Source organism: Pseudolactococcus plantarum (assembly GCF_002441715.1).
GTDB classification, from domain to species: domain Bacteria; phylum Bacillota; class Bacilli; order Lactobacillales; family Streptococcaceae; genus Pseudolactococcus; species Pseudolactococcus plantarum.
Genome location: NZ_JXJX01000002.1, coordinates 65,526 through 89,224, shown reverse-complemented (window position 1 = coordinate 89,224; position 23,699 = coordinate 65,526). Strand labels below are relative to the sequence as shown.

Below are 23,699 nucleotides of genomic sequence, written 5' to 3'. Positions count from 1 at the left end.
CTAGTCCCATAGGTTAAATAGAGAAACGAGACATAATGAGTATAGCAATAGAAAAAATTCGGCGTGATTTTCAAATCCTAGACCAAATCGTCAATGATGAGCCTCTAGTCTATCTGGATAATGCAGCAACAACTCAAAAACCTAAACAGGTTTTAGATGTGTTGCGCCATTACTATGAACAGGATAATGCAAATGTCCATCGTGGTGTTCATACACTAGCAGAACGTGCGACAGCTGAGTATGAAGCGAGCCGTGATAAACTTAAAGACTTTATCAATGCTAACTCTCGTAAAGAGGTCTTGTTCACACGAGGTACGACGACGGGGTTAAACTGGGTCGCAAAATTTGCTGAACAACTCTTACAACCAGGTGATGAGATTGTCATCTCAATCATGGAACATCATGCAAATATTATCCCTTGGCAGCAAGCAGCCGCTAAAACGGGAGCTGTACTTAAGTTTGCCTATTTAAAAGATGGCGAACTTGATATGGCCGATTTAGTAGACAAGATGACTGATCAAACCAAGTTTGTGAGTATCACACATGTCTCTAATGTGTTAGGTGTGATTAACCCTGTCAAAGAGATAGCTAAGCTTGCGCATGATCATGGTGCCCTTATGGTCGTTGATGGTGCGCAGTCTGCTCCTCATATGGCAATAGATGTTCAAGACCTAGACTGTGATTTCTTTACGCTTTCTGGTCATAAGATGGCTGGACCGACTGGTATCGGTGTCTTATATGGTAAAGAAGCGTTACTGAATCAGATGGATCCGATCGAGTTCGGCGGTGAAATGATTGATTTTGTTTACGAACAAACAGCGACTTGGACAGAGTTGCCTTGGAAATTTGAGGCAGGTACACCAAATATTGCTGATGCGATTGGTCTTGGTGCAGCAGTTGATTATCTAACTGAACTGGGTATGGCTAACATTCATCAACACGAACAAGAGTTGATTGACTATGTCATGCCTAAGCTAAGAGAAATCGATGGCTTAACGATTTATGGACCAAAGGATAACCACCGTCGTGGTGGTGTCATCTCTTTTAATATTGATGGCTTACACCCACATGATGTGGCGACAGCACTCGATATGGAAGGGGTTGCTGTTCGGGCAGGGCATCACTGTGCACAACCTTTGATTAATTATTTAGACGTATCAGCGACAGCACGCGCAAGTTTTTATATTTATAATACGTTTGCTGATTGTGATAAGTTAGTCGAAGCGATAACATTAACAAAGGAGTTTTTTAAACATGGCACTGTCTAAATTAGATAATCTCTATCGTCAAGTCATTCTTGACCACTCAAGTCACCCCCACCATCATGGGCAAGTGGCAGGTGGAGAAACGGTAGATTTAAATAATCCAACTTGTGGAGATGTCATTCAGTTGACTTTAAAACTAGAAGGAAACACGATCAAAGATATCGCATTTAGTGGCTCAGGTTGTAGTATTTCGACAGCCTCAGCTTCAATGATGACAGATGCTGTCATCGGTAAATCAGCGGTTGAGAGTCTTGAATTAGCTGATATTTTTTCAGATATGGTGCAAGGCAAAACAGATGATCGTCAAAAACAATTAGGAGATGGCGCCCTGCTTGCAGGTGTTGCAAAATTTCCACAACGCATCAAATGCTCAACCTTAGCATGGAATGCTTTGAAAAAAGCTTTAGAAAATGCAAGTGGTAGCGCACAAGTTGCCAACTTGCAAGGACACTGTGAAAGTTAAGATGACACAACATACACCCCCATTAACATTTGATATAAAACGCAAGTTACCTGATACTTTAGCTAGAACTGGTGTGATTTCGACACCACACGGTGACATCCAAACACCAGCCTATATTGGTGCAGCGACTGCGGCAACGATGAAAACATTAACAAATGCTGAAATTGACGAGCTTGGTGCTCAGTCGATTTTATCAAACACTTATCATCTCATGTTGCGTCCTGGTGCTGATTTATTAGCTAAAGCAGGTGGTATTCATAAATTTATGAACTATCATAAACCCATGTATACCGATTCAGGTGGTTTCCAAGTTTTCTCACTTGGCATGGCTTATAAAAAAGGGTTAGATGCAACGAGTCATACGACAAAAGGGTCATCTGATAATGCTGTGATGAGTTCAGATCAACTCACTAAAGTTAATAAAGAAGGTGTTTGGTTTAAGAGTCATCTTAACGGTGATAAGATTTTCATGACACCAGAATATTCTATGGAGTTGCAGCATAAAATCGCTGCAGATATCCACATGGCATTTGACGAGTTGACGTCTCCACTTTCTGGTCGTGAGCAAATCAAATCAGCGCTCGATACGACACATGCCTGGGCTGAGCGGTCTTTAAAACGTCACGTTGAACTCAATCGCCTACATGCTGAAAAAGGAGAGCACCAACAAGCTTTGTTCGGTGTTGTACAGGGTGCTAGAGAAGAAGACTTTCGCTATGAGAGTGCTGGTTTCTTAGGTGGTTTGACTCTTGAAACGGGTGAGCAGTTTGATGGTTTTGGGATCGGTGGGACCTTCCAACCTGAAGAGTTACCAGATGTCTTGACTTGGATAAATGAGACACTACCTGAAGGTAAACCACGTCACTTGTTAGGCATGGGTGCACAACCAGCAGACCTCTTCTTGGGAGTCGAGTTTGGCTGTGATACCTTTGACTGTGTCGCACCAACGAGACAAGGCAGAAACGGTGCGATTTTCACCTATGATGGGCGAATTAATATCAAAAACAAAAAATTTGAAGATGATTTTACGCCGATCGATCAAGACTGTGATTGCTATACTTGTCTCAATCATACCAAAGCTTATATGCGCCATCTATTTAAGGCAAATGAAGTAACGGGTATGGTGCTTGCTAGTATTCATAATGAACGTTTTGTGATCCGGACGGTGGAAGAAATCCGTCAGAAACTAAACGAATCAGATGCTGCTTTCTGGGCTTATAAACGTGACTTTCTTATCAGATATTATGGACAAGAAAGAGCACAAGATTTCCTCTATACCAGTCCTAAAGACTGGCAATGAGAACGGGTTGAACCGTAATTGTAAAAAAATGAAAGGTAATAAAACAGATGGCAGAAGATATAATTAAACCTAATATTGAAGAAGTGGATTTAGGCGATTACCAGTTTGGTTTTCATGATGATGTAACGCCGATTTACTCGACCGGTCGTGGCTTAACTGAGCAGGTTGTTAGAGATATCTCAGAAGCTAAAGCAGAACCTGAGTGGATGCTTGAGTTTCGCTTAAAAGCTTTAGCAGCTTACCATAAATTACCACTACCTAAGTGGGGACCTGACTTGTCAGAAGTTAACTTTGATGATATTATTTATTTCCAAAAAGCTTCAGATAAACCAGCGCGTTCATGGGATGACGTACCAGAAAAAATTAAAGAAACGTTCGAGCGTATCGGGATTCCAGAAGCTGAGCGTGCTTATCTTGCCGGTGCTTCAGCACAGTACGAGTCAGAAGTTGTTTATCATAACATGAAAGACGAGTTCACAAAATTAGGGATCGTCTTTACAGATACAGACTCAGCGTTAAAAGAATATCCTGAAATCTTTAAAAAATATTTTGCGAAACTTGTCCCACCAACTGATAACAAACTCGCAGCACTTAACTCGGCTGTTTGGTCTGGTGGTACTTTTATCTATGTGCCTAAAGGCATCAAAGTCGATATTCCATTGCAAACTTATTTCCGGATTAACAATGAAAATACTGGACAGTTTGAGCGGACATTGATCGTTGTAGATGAAGGCGCAAGTGTGCATTATGTAGAAGGCTGTACAGCACCGACTTATAACAGTAACTCACTCCATGCGGCTGTTGTTGAGATCTTTGCACTTGATGGTGCTTATGTCCGTTACTCAACTATCCAAAACTGGTCTGATAACGTGTATAACTTGGTAACTAAGCGTGCGCGTGCCCTATCTAATGCGACTGTTGAGTGGATCGACGGTAACTTGGGTGCTGCCATTACCATGAAGTACCCTGCTGTTTATCTTGATGGGCCTGGTGCACGTGGGACGATGCTGTCTATCGCCTTTGCCAACCGCTCACAAATTCAAGATACAGGTGCAAAAATGATACATAATGCACCAAATACGTCTAGCTCGATCGTTTCAAAATCGATTGCTAAAGGTGGTGGTGAGGTCAACTATCGTGGACAAGTAACCTTTAACCCAGCTAGTAAAAAATCAGTCAGCCATATCGAGTGTGATACGATTATCATGGATGATCAGTCTAAATCTGATACTATTCCATTTAACGAAATTCACAACTCACAAGTTGCCCTTGAACATGAAGCCAAAGTCTCTAAGATTTCTGAGGAACAACTTTACTACCTCATGAGTCGTGGTCTTAGTGAATCAGAAGCAACTGAGATGATCGTTATGGGATTTGTAGAACCCTTTACAAAAGAACTCCCTATGGAGTACGCAGTTGAACTTAACCGACTCATCTCTTACGAAATGGAAGGCTCTGTTGGGTAAAAAATATAAAAGCTATCTAAACATTCGGTTTGATAGCTTTTTTTGTCGAAAATAAGATTATACTTAGAGTGTGATTATAGTGTTTGAAAGGACACATGGCATTAATAATAAAATCAGTAAATTAAAAAATAGCACGTCTTAGGGCGTGTTTTTTTGGTATACTAAAATAAAAGAAAGGTGTTTATATGAAAGGTATTTTAAAAAAAAATATTGAAAAAAGTTTTTGGGTTTTAATGCTCATATTTTTTATTTTTACTAGAGGATTTAATTTATTTGCAAATATTCGATTTTTTTTAGTAATGTTGGGGTCTTTGCGTTATATTATTTATTATGTTTGTAAGGTAAGAACAGATAAATATGCAAAATGGCTTATAAAAATTAAAAGATTTGGGCTTGATTTTTTATTATTGATACCCTGTATTACATTAGTTGAATTTTTATATCAATTTAACATTTTAGATTTGAAAGATAAAGTAATATTAGATGATTTTTTGCTCACATTTTTTGGTTTATTTTTATTAATTAGAATTCTTTTATTGTCCTTATCTATAAGATTCAGAGAGCTAGTTATTTTAATTATAGTAGTATATGTTATTGGATATATAAAACCTGAATGGTGGACAGGAATATCGCTGTTATCAGCATTAGTGACGGTTTTATATTCGGAAGATATTATGATTTTTTTTGTTCCTGAAGAAATAAAAAAAGATCAGTTACCTTATTCTTTAAAAATTAAGTTTATGAGAGGTAGAATAATACTTCTTGTATATAATGTTATTATATACTTTTCATTAATAATTTCAAAAGAATTAAGTGATAAAGGAGTAGTTGAAAGACTAGCTCTTGAAATGAATAAGAATAAAATTGAAGGTAGCGATTATAAGATTCCTACATCAGATATGATTTTATCTTTGAGTATAATAAGGATTATACTTTTGGCTATTTTTGCTTTTTTTGCTATAGTATTATACAGAAAGGTTATAAAATCGTATATCAGGCGTATTATTGATAAAGAAAATATTGTAATGAAGTCTGATTAGATGATTTTAAATCAATCTAAAAATCCTATCCATTTGTAAAAAAATAGATTAATATACGTGATGACATTTCTAAAAAGATCCATAATAAGTTTGATAGCTTTTTCTGTTAGTAAAAATTAGGACCAGTATCAAATAGTTTAAACAAATTATAGCCTATGATATAATGAATTATATTTAAGTAAGAGGAGACGATCGATGGACATTAACGACTTACAAGAAAAAGCAAAGGACCTCACAGGTAAAGTACCTGATGATATCAAGGAGAAGGTTTCTGACGTAGTTTCTGAAGGCATTGAAAAACTTGCGCCTGAAAATCTTAAAGATGAAGCAAAACATTTATTTGATGGGCTTAAAGATAAAGTCGGGTTATAATTAGAGAATCTCCATTTTGGAGGTTTTTTATTTTTAAAAAAATTTTTTGCATGTCTATTGACAATCTCTCATATCTCCACCTTTATCATAAAATAATCACAACTTACCATTAAATTAAAATGTTCGACGACTTGATAAAAGATTAAATTGTTAGTATAATGGGAATATCGTGATTAGTATACAGAAAAAGGTGTTTTATGAGTAAAAAGATGGGGTTAGTTGGCGTATTATTTTTTTTGAGTCTATTTTTGTCTATGCAATCAGTGCAAGCACAAGTAAAGACACAAAAAATTACCTGTTTGGAAGAACCTTCTTGGGTTTTTAAAACGGGGATGTCGCGCGGGAAGTATCATGATAGACAAGATTTAGGGCTTGTTTTGAATTCAGGTGCAACGATAAAAATCAGAAAGTCGAATACATCAGATGGCTATAAAAATTTGAATTTTAGGCTCCTGGGTAATAATAGAAATGCTGAAAAATCTGTTTCGCTGACAGGTGATTGGCAAACAATCAAGATTGAATCAAGTGGTGTACCATTCATAGATACACCATATGGGACAACTGATACAGAAATTGAATATGAGATTGAGGGGTCAGCAACACCATTACCTATCTATGAGAAAAATACAAGTGAAGCAAAATTTTTTTCAGAATGGGATGGTAGTGATGCACCCTTCGCACTAGTTAAAGGAGACAAATTTCAATTATTAATACCACTTGCGGAAAAAAATAAAACTAAACGTTTACCTGATTTTGATACGCTTGATACTTATATGACTTATCAAGATAGCATTATCACCTATTATGATGATACGATGGGGCTATCATCAACAACAGGTTTTAATAAGACACCTAAAAATCGTTTTTTTCTGAAAGGAGATGGCGGGACACCTTCTGGGGTAGGCGCTTATTATGGTAATAATTATACTGCAAACGGCTATTCAACTGTTGTTGGCATGTGGATGTCAAAATGGGACTGGGGAACATTACATGAGTTAGGACATGCCTATCAACCATCATATAATAATAAAGGAATGTATACAGGTGAGGTATCCAATAATTTATTAGCTGTTTTATTTACTTATGAACATAGAGGGAAAACCATTGGTGATAAAAAATCTTGGTTGTATAACTATAATAAGAAAAAAAGTGTTGAAGATTCTCTATATCAGTTATTAGTTGAACAACAGAAAAGTTATGCAGATTTAGATCATCGTCGCAGATTAATTTTATTGTCTGATTTGACACAAAGCGCAGGCAAAGAAAATTGGACAAAATTTAATGTATTTTACAGAGAAGCGATTAATAATGGCAATATAGCTGTCAAAAATTTATCCCTTCCTGATTTGTTTACTTTCTATTATAGTGATCAAACTAAGAAAGATTATAGTCCGATATTTAACAAATGGGGGTTGTCACTAACAGCTACGAGACAACCTACAATCAATAGAGGAAATGACTATCCAGCAGTGAGTTCACTCGTAGACGTTGTGCCCAAAGATAAATTAGATGAAGCAGTTACTGCATTAAGTCAAAACCTGTTGATAGATTCTAAATTTAACCTTGTAACGAATCAAGATTTGATTGGCATGAACTTATCTGGAGGATCACTAACAATTCATTTAAAGATCGATGAGTTTGCACAGTTAAAAGGTAAGACCTTAGCATTAAAGGATGGTCAGCGGGTTGTAAAAGAAGTGACGATTGATTCTCCTGAGTTAGTGATACCAGATATGAAAAACGGTATCTATACAATGGCTTTTCCGGAAACAGAAAGAAGATATGACATTGATAATCACTATGCCTATGTACGAGATACACAAAATGATACGCAGGTTAATTTTACAGTTTTGAATGGGAGTCAGTTATTTGATGAAACGATCAGGTTTAGAGGGTGGAGTTATGAGTTTGCAACAATCAAAACAGATTTTCAAAACCAAAACCTGACATTTGATGTTTTTACAAAGAATCCTCACAGCCGTTATGCTGGGGAACTTTATGCCTCTTTAAAAATATTTGATGAGTTAGGAAATTTAGTATATGAAAAAGACATAGACGGTACTAATGCTAAACTTGAGAAAGTTGACATACCTATAAAAGAAGGGTTTCAAATTCAAATATTTCATGCTGAAACTAAAAATCGTTTGACATCGACAACAACTGGGTTGATTGATGCAAAGCGTAAAACGAATACCCTACTTGTTAAAAATGGATATTTAGTTAATCAGAATGGCGAACCAGATACAGCATCTAGGGTTGAGAAAATTATTAGTGCGATTGATAATTTGAAGAAAGATCCAGCTATTAGCGAGATTAAAGATTCACCTGAAAAAAATCAAATCATTGTCGCAATACTTGCTTTACCTGAAAAAGACCGAGATAAATTATTAGTAGCATATCAAGACTTTTTAAATCTTAGACCTGGCGTGATGACGTTATACTACCTTGATGAGGATAGACAAGTCATAGCTGCTCCAGACAGTCAAACTGGACGATTTGGTGAAAGTCGACAGTGCCAAGCAAAAAATATTCCCGGATACCAACTTAAAGAAGGTACTGCGAGTATAGAGTTGCGCTATCAACTCAAACCTATAAGCCATACATTTATTTATAAAAAAGTAGCAAAACCAGTATTACCTATAAATAAACTAGTACTAAAGGATGTTACCTTAATACAAGGAGATGCCTGGGATCCAGAATTGGCGATTGCTGAATTGATCAAAGATGACGCTCCCTATGCTTTTTCTGATGCAGTTAAATCAGGTTTATTAACTTATACACCTAAGACCCTAAATACGGATAAGGCAGGTGTTTATGAAGTCAACTATAGCTATGCCGGTGTCACTAGTGTCGCAAAAATAACGGTTCAGGCAGGTAAACAATCAATAGATGCCAAGGACTCAACGCTATTTATCGGAGATAAGTGGTCAGCAGAGGATAACTTTATTTCTACTACAGATAAATCAGGTCATATGATGTCATTTAATCCAAGCATGGTAAGTCATGACGTTGATACGTCAAAAGCTGGTATATATCGAGTTAGTTATCGAAATGGTAGTGCCACTAAAACAATTACAGTCACGGTAAAAGAGAGAAGTAGTGGGATACATCAAGAAAACACTCAATCACCAAAAGATAAACCTGTCGTCACAGGGAATACGAATAACTCTTATGATAAGGGCAAAGATAGACTTAAAGTGTTGCCTAAAACTGGTGAAACAAGCCCCAAAATAAAGATATTAGTGGGAATAACGATGGTGTTGACTGCTTGTTTAGTATCTTATAAAGTTAGAAAAAGAACTGATTAAGCTGGTAGTCCTAAAACAGAAGGGATTGAAATCAAGTATGCCGACTTGATTTTTTTCTTAGCTTAAAAACGAAAATGATACTGAATTTTCCTCACACAGCTTGACTATATTTAGTCCATACCATGATAAGTTTCTGATAGAATAGCACGAAAATGGTCCATGATTAACAGTAAATGATTGTCTTTTCTCTATAAAGTGTTATAATGTCGGTAAAAAGTAAACGTTTTCTATAAAGTAGAGGGTGAGCTATCAGTTATAGAAGCAGTAGCTAAAAAAGTATTACTGACTAAGAAGTAGTCGCTAAAGGTAGTTGAACATCGTCAAGATAGTTGCATGATTTTTATAAAATAGAAGAGGTCATATATGGATACAAAAACATTTAGAGAATTTGCTAGTAATCGTATTTTACAAGCAATCATTGAAATTAATGATGATGTATACCCAAGTTTTCCTATAAAAATGCCAGCGTTTTGCTACTTAACGTTCGACGAAAGTGGTATCGCTATACATGGAGTTGCGCCATTGTTAAACAAAAAGAAGAAAGAGGTTATCACTACTTTAGCTTACGAGCAAATACAGCACATAGAGATTAATCCTGTAAAAAAGGTGATAGGTGCTGTTTTTGGACTGGGATTTCGCATTAATTTGGATCTGAAACTACTGTTAAAAGATGATACTCAGCTACATGTTGCATGTGAATCGATCAGTGTAGTTGTTGCATTGTTTGAGTTGCTATCCAGACATCATACTCCAATGGTTGATGCGTTTAATCTAGTTGATCTATTTAAAGAAGCGAAAACGACGCAAGATGCTTATGATTATTTATCAGATCATCTGGATGAACTGGCTGCAGAAAAGCAGGTTGAGGTATTGCAGTTGAAACAAACTGAGGACGTATCAAGCAACGGTTAGTTGCGCGTGAGTATCAAGGCAGTTTCTATGATTTTTAGTAAATAAAAAAGTAAATGCATAAATAAATAAGAAAGCGCTTGCAATTTTAGGAAGTTTAATATAAAATAGAGTTAGTTAAGTGGGTAGTTACTGATAAAGCAGGCTATACCTTAAGATATGCCCGATGATATCGCGTATGTTTTAAGGTATAGCTTTTTTGTAAGGAGGTGACGTGTTGTTTGGAAATCAGAAAAGTGCTAAATAATAATTCTGTATTAGTTGGACAGGGGATGAAGGATTATATTTGGGTCGGTACTGGTATTGGCTTTAGGAAAAAGCCAGGCCAAGAAGCCGATGATAGTAAGATCGAGCGTGTGTTTATTTTGCAAAAACAGTCAACTGAACGGTTGATGAATTTGCTACAAGAAATACCAGTTACGTATGCAGCGTTAGCTGATGATATCATCCAGTATGCTAAGAAAGAATTAGCTTATGCCTTTAGTGATGCCATTTATATCTCTTTGACAGACCATATTTATAATACAATTCGCTTACAAAAAGAAGGCGTGGTCTTAAAACATTACCTTTTTTGGGAGATTCGAAAGTTCTATCCGACTGAATTTGCAGTAGGTGAGAAGGCGGTCGAGTTGATTAATCAAAAGTTTGGTGTTGTATTGGATGAATGTGAGGGGAGTTATATCGCCATGCATTTTATTAATGCCCAACTAAACAGTGCCAAGTGTGTTGATAATATTGAAGATATGACCGAAAAAATAAAAGATATTATATCGATTATTAGATTGCACAATCAAGTCGAAATTGATGAAAACAGTTTAGCTTTTGAACGGTTTGTGACACATCTCAGATTTTTCTTTAAACGACTTGAAAAAAGACCACCGACAAACGGTAGTCATTCGTTGCTACCACATGTGATAAATAAGTATCCCATTGCATATGAGACGGCAAAGTTGATCGAACAATATCTAGGACAAGCATTTTCTGAGGAAGAACAACTCNTAAACCAGTGATTAATAACGCTAAAGATTCTGACACTAGTGTGACTGGAACAGGTACACCTGGCAATAGCGTTACAGTTTATGACGCATCAGGCAAAAAACTAGGTACCGCAACTGTTAAGGAAGACGGCACATGGAGTCTTCCAGTAGAACAAGGTACATTAAAAGCTGGTGAAAAACTCACTGCTACGCAAAAAGCACCAGGTAGTAACCGAGATAGTGAACCAGCGACTGGTGTTGTTAGTGAAGATAAAGCTGCGGATAAACCAGTGATTAATAACGCTAAAGATTCCGACACTAGTGTGACCGGCACAGGTACACCTGGCAATAGCGTTACAGTTTATGACGCATCAGGCAAAAAACTAGGTACTGCAACTGTTAAGGAAGACGGTAAGTGGGATCTTCCAGTAGAACAAGGTACATTAAAAGCTGGTGAAAAACTTACTGCTACGCAAAAAGCACCGGGTAGTAACCGAGATAGTGAACCAGCGACTGGTGTTGTTAGTGAAGATAAAGCTGCGGATAAACCAGTGATTAATAACGCTAAAGATTCCGACACTAGTGTGACCGGCACAGGTACACCTGGCAATAGCGTTACAGTTTATGACGCATCAGGCAAAAAACTAGGTACCGCAACTGTTAAGGAAGACGGTAAGTGGGATCTTCCAGTAGAACAAGGTACATTAAAAGCTGGTGACAAACTTACTGCTACGCAAAAAGCACCAGGTAGTAACCGAGATAGTGAACCAGCGACTGGTGTTGTTACTAAAGACAATCAAACATTGCCGGGTAAAGAGAATACTCAAAACGGTACTAAGACACCAGCAGCGAGTCAAGATAAAATACCTGATTCTGTACTAAACTTACCACAAACATCTGAAAAGCCTTCGAATTCAATATATTTAGGATTCATGTTACTAGTAGGCGCATTGGGATCTTTGTTGTTCCGAGTAAAAAAAAATAAGAAGTAATTTGTAAATGACGAAGATAATTCTAATACTATTTTATAAATTGCAAAAAGTAATTGATTAGCAAAAATATTTTTTTCAAATAAAATAGATAAATCAGTGTAAAAATCGACCAATAAAACGTTTGCATTTTCTATAGAAATGATATAGAATTAAGTTAATTAGATGGGTAGTTACTGATGAAACAGGCTATACCTTGAAATGTACTCAAATTATCGAGTGTGTTTTAAGGTATAGTTTTTTGTAAGGAAGTGACTATTTGTTTGGAGATGAGTATTATTTTAAATAATAATTATGTATTTGTCGGATGAAGGAAGGATTCTGATATTGGTATAGAGATTTATCTTTTAAATTATATCAAGGACTATTTGAGAATAATTTGAAGGATACGACGAAAAATATTTTATCTATTGCTAGATAGTATAATCTATCCGTGATTAACGAGAGCAGCTTAGCTTATGAGACGGCAAAGTTGATTGAACAATATCTAGGACAAGCATTTGCTGAGGAAGAACAGCTCTATATCACTCTACACATACAAAAAATACTTGAAAACTAAATAAGGTGTTACTGTTATAGCAAGCAAGACTTAATGAAGCTAGAATATAACTTTGTTAGTATAGACATGGAATTGAGTTTAATTTCATCTTTCTCTTACTAAAATTTATTTAATTAACTAAAATTAAATAGTAATAAAATTTTTTTACTTTATTTAATGAAGAGTCTGTGCAAATTTATAGCTTCTGCATCCTAGCATTATAAACGCTAACCCCATATCTTACAACAATCACATTAATTTTTGTCATTTCTTTATAAAATAGTAATAAATATATAATAATAAAATTAAATAATTGAATAAAGCATAAATATATCGTATCATTGAAATTGTATTTATTTTTGATGGGAATAATATTTTGACCAGTCATAATTTTATATTATATGTTTAACAAACTATTTTGGGAGATAAGAAGTGAAAAAAAAGTCTAAACAGCAGAAAATTATACAATTAACTGCAGCAGGAATCTTAACATTGACTACATGTTCTGTACCGTTATATTCTAATCCAATAATCGCATTGGCCGACGAGTCAAGTGCTATTAACGGAAATACTATTTCAAGAGAAAATTTTTTAAAAAACTTTACGCAGCTTGGTTCGGCATTAAATAATTATGAAGTAAATACCGGAATTCAAAAAATGACTACTGGATCTCAACAAGCTGGAGTGGTGACATTCAATAATAATATCGATTTACAGCAAGCATTTCATCTTGACATTGATATAAATGTTGGCACTGCACCTGCTGCTGATGGCATTGGGATTGCTTTTTATTCCGGAGAAAAGCAACAAATTGGTGGTTCAGCTGGTAATTTGGGTATTTATGGCATTCCTAACGCTTTCGGCTGGAAAATTGATACTTGGCAAAATAATGAATCAATGAAGTCTAACCCCTTTCAAAATTCCAATGATCTCAAAGGAGAAAATGATAATGGGAAACAAGTACCTTATGGTGCATTTGTGACTACTAATGCTTCAGGGATTGGAAAGATTGATGCGAGTAGTTATCAAAAAATCGCCGATGGTATTTTAGATAGTCAATACCATAAATTATCTATTAATTATGATGGTAATATGGGACTAACAGTTGAGCTAAATTACAACGGAACAATATATCATTTTAGTAAAAATCTTAACGGAATTGTTGACCAAAATTCAGAATTACATTTTAATATCAGTTCTTCTACAGGAGGCTATCCAACAAATCACTCCATTAAATTTAATTCGATGACATACTCAAGTATCGCTNAAAACTAAATAAGGTGTTACTGTTATAGCAGGCAAGACTTAATGAAGCTAGAATATAGCTTTGTTTAGTCTTGCTTTTTTTATTTTATATATTAGGAGGAGAGTTATTATGGCTTATGAAACACTGAACGCCGAGCTATTAGATAATATTGGCGGCAAAGAAAATATTAAGAGCATCACACATTGTATGACGCGATTGAGATTTAAGTTAAACGATGAGTCGAAGGCAAAAACGGAAACGATTAAACAATTATCAGGTGTTGTAACTGTTGTACAAAGTGGTGGTCAATATCAGGTGGTTATTGGGAATCATGTTGGAGAAGTTTGTGACGAGTTTGTTAAGTTGGCTGGTATTCAAACAGATCAAGAGGCAGAAAGTGATACTGATAAGCCTAAAGGCATTTTAAATATCTTTATTGATAATGTATCAGCTATCTTTACCCCTGTTATTAATGTCTTGATGGCTGCAGGGATGATAAAAGGATTGTTAGCGGTGCTTACGGCATTTAATGTATTAGATAAGACCTCTGGTACGTTTATTATTTTAAATGCTGCTGGAGATGCTCTCTTCTACTTTTTCCCATTATTTTTAGGGTATACGGCATCAAAAAAATTTGGTGGTAAACCGTTTATGGGCATGGCGATAGGGGCAGCCTTGGTTTATCCAGGTATTTTAGCGGCTAATGCAAGTCCGACTGTTTTATATACTTTATTTTCGGGGACGATTATTGAAACGCCAATCCATATCACATTTTTAGGTATTCCGATTATTTTAATGAATTATACGTCCAGTGTTATTCCGGTTATCGCTGCATCCTTTATGGCCGCCAAAATTGAAGCCCTTTTTACACGTATGCTACCACGTGCGATCAGAAGTTTGTTTGTCTCATTTTTGACAATTATTATCACAGTGCCAATTGTGTTTTTAATCGTTGGACCACTCACAACATGGCTAGGCTTATTTTTAGGGAAATCATTATCAGCTGCTTATAGTTTTAGTCCTGTGATAGCTGGTATCGTCATTGGCGGATGTTGGCAAATTTTCATCATGTTTGGATTGCACTGGGGATTCTTACCGATTGCCTTGAATAATTTTGCGACATTAGGATATGACGTGGTCATGATGTCTGGAGCGACGACACCAGTTGCAATGGCAGGGGTAACGCTTGCCGTTTGTCTGAAAACCAAAAATAGAAAATTAAAAGAAGTTGCTTTTCCTGCCTTTCTTTCAGCATTTTTTGGTATCACAGAACCAGCCCTATATGGCGTGACCTTACCTAGAAAGAAAGTCTTTTATACCACATCTATCGCAGTTGCAGTTGCAGGCGGTATTATGGGGTTGTTTAAAACGCGAGTGTATATTAATGGCGGAACAGGTATCTTTGCTTTACCTCGTTATATCAATCCTAAAGCAGGGATAGATAATAGTTTTATAGGGTTTGCTATAGCCAGTGCAGTTGCTTTTGGATTAGGATTTTTAATCACTTATCTTTACTCCTACAACCCTAAAATAGATGAGGATATCGTAGCAGATATAGATGATGAAGTAGCAGTGCTTGAAGGGGTACCTGAATCAGTTGGGCAAACAGTTTTATATGAACTTGAAACACCGATAAAAGGTCAAGTACTCCCCTTAAGTGAGGTAAAAGATGCCGCTTTTGCTACTGGACTATTGGGTACGGGTCTTGCAATCATTCCAGAAGAAGGAAAAGTTTATGCACCTGCAGATGGGGAAATCACAACACTATTTCCTACAAATCATGCCTTAGGATTAACAACTGAAGCTGGTATTGAACTATTAATTCATGTCGGCATGGATACGGTTAATCTAAAAGGGAAGTATTTCAACCCGTTGGTTAAGCAAGGACAGGGTATCAAAAAAGGTCAACTACTCATGACATTTGATATGACTGCTATCCAAGAGGCGGGTTATGTCCTGCAGACACCAGTTATTGTCACAAATTATAAACAATTTTTAGAGGTTGTCACAACAAGCGACACGCACGTTGAACCCACAGATACATTGTTAACGGTTATCAATTAAGGAGAAAAATGATGAAAAAAAATATATTTTTATTTGTGGCTGATCAGATGAGAAATGATTCACTAGCACATATGGGTAATCCGGCAGCGATTACCCCTAACTTGGATGCATTAGTAGATGAGGGGGTATCTTTTGAAAATGCTTATTGTCAAAATCCAGTCTGTGTACCGTCAAGAAATAGCTTTTTAACGGGTTTATATCCTCATGTTGGTGGACATAGAACCATGCACTATCTGCAAAGAGACGATGAACCTAATATTTTGAAAGAAATGAAAAATAATGGTTATGAAGTCATCTGGATTGGTCGTAATGATGTCGTTCCTGCTGATCGTAAAAAAACGGATTACTGTGATGAATACTACGACGGCGTGTTGGATGAAAACACACGTGACGCCGAAAACAGTGAAGTGGATCATGGTGCAACTATGAATGAAGCAAGTAAAAAACTGCAAGAAAAGATGCTTTCTGGCGATAATTACTATTCTTTTTATATGGGTAAATTGCCGGATGGTGAAGGATATGGTAAGACAGATTGGAACTGTGTTGAAAAGGCACTTGACTATATCGATCGTAGAAGTCAAGAAAAGTCTGATAAACCCTTCTTTGTTTATTGCACGATTGCTTTTCCACATCCGCCATATGCTTGTGAAGATCCGTGGTATTCGAGTATTGATCGTCATCTACTACCAAAACGTAGACCAAATATAAAAGATGTACCAAACAAAGCATCTATGCTATATGGGATTAATCAAAAACAACAGTTAGATAATTGGACAGAGTCGCGTTTTGATGAGTTACGTGCGACTTACTTAGCGATGGTCTCACGATTTGATGCACAACTTGGGTTAATCAAAGATAAACTAAAGGCAACCAATCTTTATGATGACACCAGTTTGATTGTATTTAGTGATCATGGTGATTACACAGGCGACTACTCGATTACTGAAAAAGTACAAAACTGTTTTGAGGATCCAATCTCAAATGTCCCGTTACTGATTAAACCAGCTAAAAGTATTGCAGTTGTACCACGTATCTCTAAAGCACAAGTTGAGTTGTTAGATTTACCGACTACTATAGCGGCACTAGCAGATTTTGATTTATCTTATACACAGTTTGGCAAATCGCTATTACCTGTTCTGGCAGGACAAGAGATACATAAAGATGCTGTATTTTGTGAAGGCGGACGTATACATGGTGAAACCCAAGCGATGGAGTTAGGGCATGGGCCATCATCACCATACTGGCCACGACTTTCAACGCAATATAGTGAGGGCCCAGAACATACCAAGGCTGTCATGTGTAAAATGGGTGACTATAAATATATCATGAGATTGTATGAACTAGATGAACTGTATTATCTAAAAGAAGATCCGATGGAACTTAATAATTTAGCTGTGAAACCTGAATATCAAGAGATGTTACAAGAAATGAAAAATAGAGTGACGCAATTCTATATGGAGACAACAGATTTTGTACCAAATAAACGTGATAAAAGATAGTAAGTAGGTGGTATTTACCGTCATAAAGGCAACACTAGAAAGGGGCGCGCATGAAACATATATCAGTCTTAATTAAACCAGCCTCATCACTTTGTAATATCCGGTGCAAGTATTGTTTCTATGCAAATGTCAGTAGTTTGAGAGAAGTACGTTCATTTGGTAAAATGAAAACAGAAGTGGCACAAAAGATGATTGACAATATCTACCAAGATTTGGCAGATGGCGATCAACTTACCCTCGCATTTCAAGGTGGGGAGCCAACTTTAGCCGGATTATCTTATTTTAAGCTGATTACGACACTAGTTTCAGAACAATCCAAAACTGTCAGCGTTCAATATGCTATACAGACAAACGGTATCTTAATTAACGAAAATTGGTGTCAGTTTTTAAAGTCACATAATTTTTTGGTGGGCCTCTCGATTGATGGTCATCCCATGTATCATGACTTAAATCGGATAGATACTAAGGGTCGAGGGACATTTTATAAAGTCATCAGGACTAAGCAACTATTTGATAGATTTGAGATCGAGTATAATGTTTTATGTGTCTTAACGAATCAGTTAGCTAAAGAAGCCCAAAAAGTATTTCAGTTTATTCAGGAGCAAGATATTCACTACATCCAATTCATCCCCTGTTTGGATGATTTAGAGGTAACAGAAGTGAACCACAATGCACTGACGCCTAAAGCATTTGCAGGATTTTATAAAGAATTATTAGCTTATTGGCTGAAAGAGCTGAGACAGGGTCATTATATCAGTATCAAATTATTTGATGATATTTTGAATTTACTTGTTAAAAAGCAGGTAACGGCTTGTGGGATGCTGGGCAATTGCCAGATTCAGTATGTGATTGAAGCAGATGGTAGTGTCTATCCATGTGATTTCTATGTATTAGATGCCTATCGAATGGGCTATATTCAAGATGAAACACTACGAGAGTTATTTTCAAAAGATATACGAAGACAGTTTCTTTGTGAAAGGACGACGCTGCCTAGTACATGTGACGATTGTCCGTTCTTAAACATGTGTCGAGGCGGTTGTAAGAGAATGAAGGATACGGTATATGTTGATGAAGCAGATTTCTGTGGTTATGCAAGTTTACTTCATGATTTTATACCCAAAATTGAAGAGGTTCTAGCGTTAGTATAGGAGAAGATGATGATAGGTATTTTGTATGTTATCGTAATCGTTTTAGCCAATACAATTGGTGCTATATCTGGTATGGGTGGCGGGGTGTTGATCAAACCAATTTTTGATCTGATAAACGTTCACTCAGTTTCAGAGATTTCATTTTATGCTACTTTAGCTGTATTTACCATGTCGATAGTTTCGACAACACGACAAATACAAAGTGGTCAAAAAGCTAACTGGCGAATTGTTTTCTGGGTTGCAACAGGTGCGATTATGGGTGGGATATTAGGAAATATCACACTGGAGTATAGTCTTAACCGTTTCGAGAGTGAAGACAAAGTGCAACTGATGCAGATTATCTTGACCGTCATCACCCTACTTTTTGCTTTTTGCTTTACAAAATACGATTGGCCAACAGCAAAGTTAATGCGTTGCAAGTGGTATTTGGTTTGTGGGTTATGCTTAGGGTTTTTAGCTAGCTTATTAGGTATCGGTGGCGGCCCAATTAATGTATCTCTATTCATGTTGATGTTTTCTTTTAAAATTAAAGAGGCTACGTTTTACTCTATTTGTACCATATTTTTTTCACAGTTGGCTAAATTACTAACGATTTTGTTTACAACTGGTGTGATGCAGTATGATTTAAGTATGCTCTACTATATTATCCCTGCTGCAATGATTGGGGGTATCATAGGTGCAAAACTGACTCATCTATTATCAGAAGATAAGGTCACACTCGTTTTTCAGTCAGTCGTTATCTGTGTCTTAGTCATTAATTGTTATAATGCTTACGACTTGTTTTAAAGTCATAGCTATTCATTAGTTTATATATAAAGATTATATGTGCTGAGCATATAATCTTTTTTTATTAAAAAATGATCTCTATATCTGAAAATATGGTAATAAACTAACATTATTCCCAATTATTATAGGTTGATTAAAAAAAGAGAAATAATGAGTCAACTAAGTTGCAATTTAAAACAAGTATTGGTAAAATGTCTAAAAATAGTTCTAATGTTTTTGTATTTTTATTATAATTACAACATCACTTTTGATAGAAATTATCTAAAGTTATATAGTCTATATAATGGTTAATGGTAACTATTTACTTATACAATTTCTCTTGAAATATTAAAGTTATTTAATATTTCAAAAGAAATTGTATGAAATGATTTGAAAATTATAGTTTAATAACATAATTTTACTTTTGAATGGATAAAGTATCGCATCTTAACAGCAAACTTATGCTAGCAAACAGCTTGTTAAAACTTATTTGATAATAAATAATAGTTATAACATAAAAGTAGTATAAGAAAAATTAGAAAATATATCTCTAGTATTATGATATAAATCTAGATGATATAAATTAAAAAGTTGAGCGTAATAATTGTTTTGAGTTTCCAACCGAATTAAGCTGTTTTCAGATCTTTGATGGGAGTCAAGATTTGCTTACATATATATTTTAAGAGAAAGGGGGACGATATATGAAGAAAAAGTGGGCGACTTGGCTCAGCCTATTGGTACTATGCTTGGGTATAGTAGCAAATATTAGACATGGTTATACTGTATTAGCAGATTCATTAGCGAGTGATGAAACGATGTTAATACAAGATGATGACTTATTAGTCAGTTATAAAGCAACTCCTACTCAAACAGGTAATGCTTGGGTGATTCATTATCGTTATCATGCAGTTGAAGATGGTGAAACAAGGCGTTTGAAATTTCAGTTTTTAGATCCTCAAGGCCAACCGATTACTGTAGTACCAGAAAAAGGCTGGACGATAACCAAAGATAAGCAATTGCTTAGTACCTTTAGAGCACAAGATGAAGGCTATGTCAGATTAACAACTGAAAGTAGTATTACTAAGATTTCTTTAAATGTTCAAGCTGACGCACAAGATAAATCTGGCAAACTGCAAACAGATATCTTACCTAAAGACATTGGTAAAACTTATGCGTTAACACCACCTGAAAATGCAGTAGCTGGTAAGTCAAGTGCTTCAACATCATCCAGTTCTAGTGCAACGCCAAGTTCAAGTTCAGCTTCAACTACATCAAATTCAGTGACGAACTCCCAAGCAAGTCAAACAAGGGCGTCGACCTTAGCAAGTGAGTCAACTGCTACTAAATCTCAGACTGAAATGTTAACAGCTGGCCCTAATATAGTTCCGCAATATACAACTGATGCGACAGGAATATATCCGACTAATAGTTGGATCCCAACAGGCAATCAGACAGTCATTAACCATCAAGGTAATGTCAATGCCACAAATCAATGGGATGGCAACAAATCATGGAGTGGTGATCCTAGTAACAAGAGCACTTCTTATATAGAATATGGTGGAACAGGGAGTGCTGCACAGTTTGCCATGCGTAAGTACGCTAAAGAAACAGCAACACCAGGCTTATATGATGTTTATCTAAATGTCAGAGGTAACGATCAAAAAAATATCAAACCGGTTGATATCGTCTTAGTTGTCGATATGTCGGGCTCTATGGAGCCTGATCGAGCTGCCGCTGTACGATCTGGGATATCTAGTTTTTTACAACAAATCACAAACGCTGGGATTGGTGATTATGTGAATGTTGGTTTAATCGGTTTTTCAAGTACAAGAAATGATTCTGTAACTCCTGGAACTGGATATATTTCTGTTCCGATGAACAAGGTATCTAATCAAGGGCAAATATCTGCGCTAAATAATGCAATAAGTCCGAAATTTAAAGGTGGGACTTTCACTCAGTTAGGAATTCGCAAAGGTACTGAGATGTTAGCTCAAGATAGTAGTCAAAATCAGAAGATGATGATTTTGCTAACAGATGGTGTACCAACATATGCTTACAAAGTGACTGCAGCTCAAAATTATGGTGGTACTCTTTACGGAACATCTTTTTCTAATTCTATAGATAACCCGGGCAATACAGCCCAATTTCAATCACCTTATAATATAGGTTCACGTAACAATCCAATATTGATTAAAGATACATGGCCAGCAACTTTAGGAGAGGCTAAAATTTCGAAGGATAAAGGAGTTATTCTTCATGCCTTAGGAATTCAACTGGACCAAGACAATGGTTATTACAATGATAGTAGTAATCCCTACATGACGCGACAGCAAGTTTTGTCTAATATGAAATTATTAGCATCTCAGGATCTCTATCAAGATGCTAATTCAGCAAATGATATCCAAAAATATCTACAAGATCGTGCACAAAATGTGATCAGTGAATTCGATACGGTCAATAATGCGACGATATCAGATCCTCTAGGATCACAATTTCAGTATAATGGTACAGTCGATGTGAAAAGTATTGGGACTAAGTCAATTGTGAAATTACCTACGACGAATATGACGAGTAATCAATTAAACGTGTCAGATATGTCTTTAGGTGCAGGTGAAGAAGTTCAATTTCATTACCAAGTTCGCTTAAATACTGAGACCAATGATTTTAAACCAGATTATTGGTATCAGATGAATGGTCGTACGACGCTGATGCCAAATATCAACACTCCTGATTATCAAGTTGATTTTGGTGTGCCATCTGCGAAGGCCCCTGGAATCACACTTAACCTAAAGAAGATTTGGGAAGAGTATGATGGGATTAAAACCAATCGACCAACTCAAGTGACATATGGTATCACACGAAACAATACTGTAACAAACAATGCTTGGCAAAAAGGATTTGCCACTATCCAAGGTACGTCCAGCAATGATACATGGACGACAAGTGTCTCAAAACTTGCAGTAGATGCAACTAGTCAACCTAGTTTATCGTTACCTAAGTACAATACAAATGGTGTCGCATTCAACTATAGTGTATCTGAGGAAGTCGCTGTTAATGGTTATGATGGTACTAAAGTAGATGAGATGACTTATAAAAATACAAAACAGTTTAAACCCTTAAATTTACAGGTCACAAAAACTGATAGTAATGGTAAAAATATAGCAGGTGCTAGTTTTAAACTGGTAAATTCGAGTGGTAAAGAGTTCAGTATTAATACAGATTCAACAGGTGCTATTTTTACATTTGCAAACTTAACACCTGGTACGTATACGTTAACTGAGACGAAAGCACCAGATGGTTATGTTATTTTAAGTCAGCCGATTATCATCACTGTTGCCAAGAATGGATCTGTTACACAAGATGGGAAGCCTATTTCTGCTGATAATTATACGATTAAACTAACCGTTAAAAATCAGCAAAAAGGTATTCTCCCTAGTACAGGTGGCTCTGGTCGGACAGGCTATTTTATAGCGAGTCTTATCTTTATGGGATTAGTTGCGATTATCGGTGGTATCTTCTATTATCGTAATAGACGTCTACGTCATCATCAACTTCTTAAAGGTCCAGTTAACAAAAGTCATCTGTTACTGTTGCTGTTAATCACGTCTCTTGGGATAACCTTTACAAATGCTCAGAAAATAGCAGCAGATGAACAACCGATTACCTTTATCTTACATAAACGTGTCTTTAAAGATAGTGGAGACTTAAAAACAATTAAAGATAATGGGTTAGTGATTACACCTAATGATCCCAATTCAGGTGTGATTGATTCGGATAAAACATATGGGTTGAATGGTGTCACTTTCGATGTTTATGATGTTACTAGCTATGTATCAAATGCTTTAAAAAGTACATCTAAAGAGGCGCTTATGAAACACGTCACAAATACTGATAAGGCTAGCCTATTGGCCGAAATAAAGCCATATCAGCCAACAAGTCAGGAAGTTGTGACAGTTTCAAGCGATGGAGAAGATGGTGTTGCACGATTTAGTGTTCAACCTACTTCTCAAAACAGTGCTTATCTGATACTGGAGAAGCAGATCTCTGATAAAGATGCAGGTCAAGTCAAGATGACGGCAACACCGATGTTGGTTATATTACCAGTAGCGAATCCTGTTGATAAAACATCATTTTTGACAACGATAAATCTGTATCCTAAAAATACAGCAGTCAAAACACCAGTTATCCCACCAGTAAATCCGGTAAATCCGAAACCACCTCATTTCCCTTTTTTACCTGATACAGGTGAAGTTAAGTCGGTAATGGTTGTTTTGGGTGGTATTGTCGTAATCATAGCAGTTAGCTTTTGGTATAACCGACGTAAGCCAAAGCCGTCATAAACTAAAGTCT

The 23,699-nt window shown here is 36.2% G+C and carries 15 protein-coding genes and 2 pseudogenes; all 17 read left to right on the top strand.

What is annotated here, in order from left to right; translation table 11 throughout:
- Positions 1-35 precede the first annotated feature (35 nt).
- Positions 36-1,268, top strand: coding sequence for a cysteine desulfurase (locus tag RU87_RS01490; RefSeq protein ID WP_096835792.1), 1,233 nt, complete (start codon positions 36-38; stop codon positions 1,266-1,268).
- Entirely contained in the window at positions 1,255-1,728 is a 474-nt protein-coding gene (gene sufU, locus RU87_RS01485; protein WP_068162807.1) for a Fe-S cluster assembly sulfur transfer protein SufU, read from the top strand. Before RU87_RS01490 ends, sufU begins: the two co-directional genes overlap by 14 nt.
- Position 1,729: 1 nt before the next feature.
- A complete protein-coding gene (gene tgt / locus RU87_RS01480; protein WP_068162837.1) occupies positions 1,730-3,028 on the top strand; it encodes a tRNA guanosine(34) transglycosylase Tgt in 1,299 nt (432 codons plus the stop codon).
- 47 nt (positions 3,029-3,075) lie between these two features.
- Positions 3,076-4,494 (top strand): Fe-S cluster assembly protein SufB, encoded by a 1,419-nt coding sequence (gene sufB / locus RU87_RS01475; RefSeq protein WP_068162811.1) that lies wholly within the window; start codon positions 3,076-3,078, stop codon positions 4,492-4,494.
- 185 nt (positions 4,495-4,679) lie between these two features.
- Entirely contained in the window at positions 4,680-5,534 is an 855-nt protein-coding gene (locus RU87_RS01470) for a hypothetical protein (protein ID WP_068162814.1), read from the top strand.
- Positions 5,535-5,729: 195 nt separating this feature from the next.
- The gene (locus RU87_RS09600) at positions 5,730-5,906 is read left to right on the top strand and encodes a hypothetical protein (RefSeq protein WP_167373819.1); all 177 of its coding nucleotides are present in this window, start codon (positions 5,730-5,732) and stop codon (positions 5,904-5,906) included.
- Positions 5,907-6,103: 197 nt separating this feature from the next.
- Positions 6,104-9,214 carry a putative mucin/carbohydrate-binding domain-containing protein gene (locus RU87_RS01465; protein ID WP_068162819.1) on the top strand — a complete coding sequence of 1,037 codons (3,111 nt, stop codon included), beginning with the start codon at positions 6,104-6,106 and terminating at the stop codon, positions 9,212-9,214.
- Between the two features lie 363 nt (positions 9,215-9,577).
- Complete coding sequence (locus RU87_RS01460; protein WP_068162822.1) at positions 9,578-10,126, top strand: hypothetical protein; 549 nt, start codon at positions 9,578-9,580, stop codon at positions 10,124-10,126.
- 206 nt (positions 10,127-10,332) lie between these two features.
- Positions 10,333-11,121: pseudogene (locus RU87_RS01455) on the top strand (PRD domain-containing protein); the annotation flags it as partial.
- Positions 11,122-11,129: 8 nt separating this feature from the next.
- Positions 11,130-12,092, top strand: a complete 963-nt coding sequence (locus RU87_RS09965; RefSeq protein ID WP_096835790.1) for an Ig-like domain-containing protein — start codon at positions 11,130-11,132, stop codon at positions 12,090-12,092.
- Positions 12,093-12,522: 430 nt separating this feature from the next.
- Positions 12,523-12,648 carry a PRD domain-containing protein gene (locus RU87_RS09960; protein WP_082782213.1) on the top strand — a complete coding sequence of 42 codons (126 nt, stop codon included), beginning with the start codon at positions 12,523-12,525 and terminating at the stop codon, positions 12,646-12,648.
- 411 nt (positions 12,649-13,059) lie between these two features.
- Positions 13,060-13,893: pseudogene (locus RU87_RS09955) on the top strand (lectin-like domain-containing protein); the annotation flags it as partial.
- Between the two features lie 109 nt (positions 13,894-14,002).
- On the top strand, positions 14,003-15,937 hold the full coding sequence (locus tag RU87_RS01435) for a beta-glucoside-specific PTS transporter subunit IIABC (protein ID WP_068164762.1): 1,935 nt from the start codon (positions 14,003-14,005) through the stop codon (positions 15,935-15,937).
- A gap of 11 nt (positions 15,938-15,948) precedes the next feature.
- Entirely contained in the window at positions 15,949-17,436 is a 1,488-nt protein-coding gene (locus tag RU87_RS01430) for a sulfatase family protein (RefSeq protein WP_082782214.1), read from the top strand.
- Positions 17,437-17,486: 50 nt separating this feature from the next.
- Complete coding sequence (locus tag RU87_RS01425; RefSeq protein WP_068164767.1) at positions 17,487-18,584, top strand: radical SAM/SPASM domain-containing protein; 1,098 nt, start codon at positions 17,487-17,489, stop codon at positions 18,582-18,584.
- Between the two features lie 9 nt (positions 18,585-18,593).
- Positions 18,594-19,370 (top strand): sulfite exporter TauE/SafE family protein, encoded by a 777-nt coding sequence (locus tag RU87_RS01420; protein WP_068164772.1) that lies wholly within the window; start codon positions 18,594-18,596, stop codon positions 19,368-19,370.
- Positions 19,371-20,050: 680 nt separating this feature from the next.
- On the top strand, positions 20,051-23,689 hold the full coding sequence (locus RU87_RS01415; RefSeq protein WP_068164776.1) for a pilin N-terminal domain-containing protein: 3,639 nt from the start codon (positions 20,051-20,053) through the stop codon (positions 23,687-23,689).
- Positions 23,690-23,699: the final 10 nt, after the last annotated feature.

Coding starts and splice junctions, on each gene's coding strand:
- tgt (WP_068162837.1), top strand. CDS start 1,730: ATGACACAACATACACCCCCATTAACATTTGATATAAAACGCAAGTTA.
- sufB (WP_068162811.1), top strand. CDS start 3,076: ATGGCAGAAGATATAATTAAACCTAATATTGAAGAAGTGGATTTAGGC.
- RU87_RS01470 (WP_068162814.1), top strand. CDS start 4,680: ATGAAAGGTATTTTAAAAAAAAATATTGAAAAAAGTTTTTGGGTTTTA.
- RU87_RS01490 (WP_096835792.1), top strand. CDS start 36: ATGAGTATAGCAATAGAAAAAATTCGGCGTGATTTTCAAATCCTAGAC.
- sufU (WP_068162807.1), top strand. CDS start 1,255: ATGGCACTGTCTAAATTAGATAATCTCTATCGTCAAGTCATTCTTGAC.
- RU87_RS01430 (WP_082782214.1), top strand. CDS start 15,949: ATGAAAAAAAATATATTTTTATTTGTGGCTGATCAGATGAGAAATGAT.
- RU87_RS01415 (WP_068164776.1), top strand. CDS start 20,051: ATGAAGAAAAAGTGGGCGACTTGGCTCAGCCTATTGGTACTATGCTTG.
- RU87_RS01425 (WP_068164767.1), top strand. CDS start 17,487: ATGAAACATATATCAGTCTTAATTAAACCAGCCTCATCACTTTGTAAT.
- RU87_RS01420 (WP_068164772.1), top strand. CDS start 18,594: ATGATAGGTATTTTGTATGTTATCGTAATCGTTTTAGCCAATACAATT.
- RU87_RS01435 (WP_068164762.1), top strand. CDS start 14,003: ATGGCTTATGAAACACTGAACGCCGAGCTATTAGATAATATTGGCGGC.
- RU87_RS01460 (WP_068162822.1), top strand. CDS start 9,578: ATGGATACAAAAACATTTAGAGAATTTGCTAGTAATCGTATTTTACAA.
- RU87_RS09600 (WP_167373819.1), top strand. CDS start 5,730: ATGGACATTAACGACTTACAAGAAAAAGCAAAGGACCTCACAGGTAAA.
- RU87_RS01465 (WP_068162819.1), top strand. CDS start 6,104: ATGAGTAAAAAGATGGGGTTAGTTGGCGTATTATTTTTTTTGAGTCTA.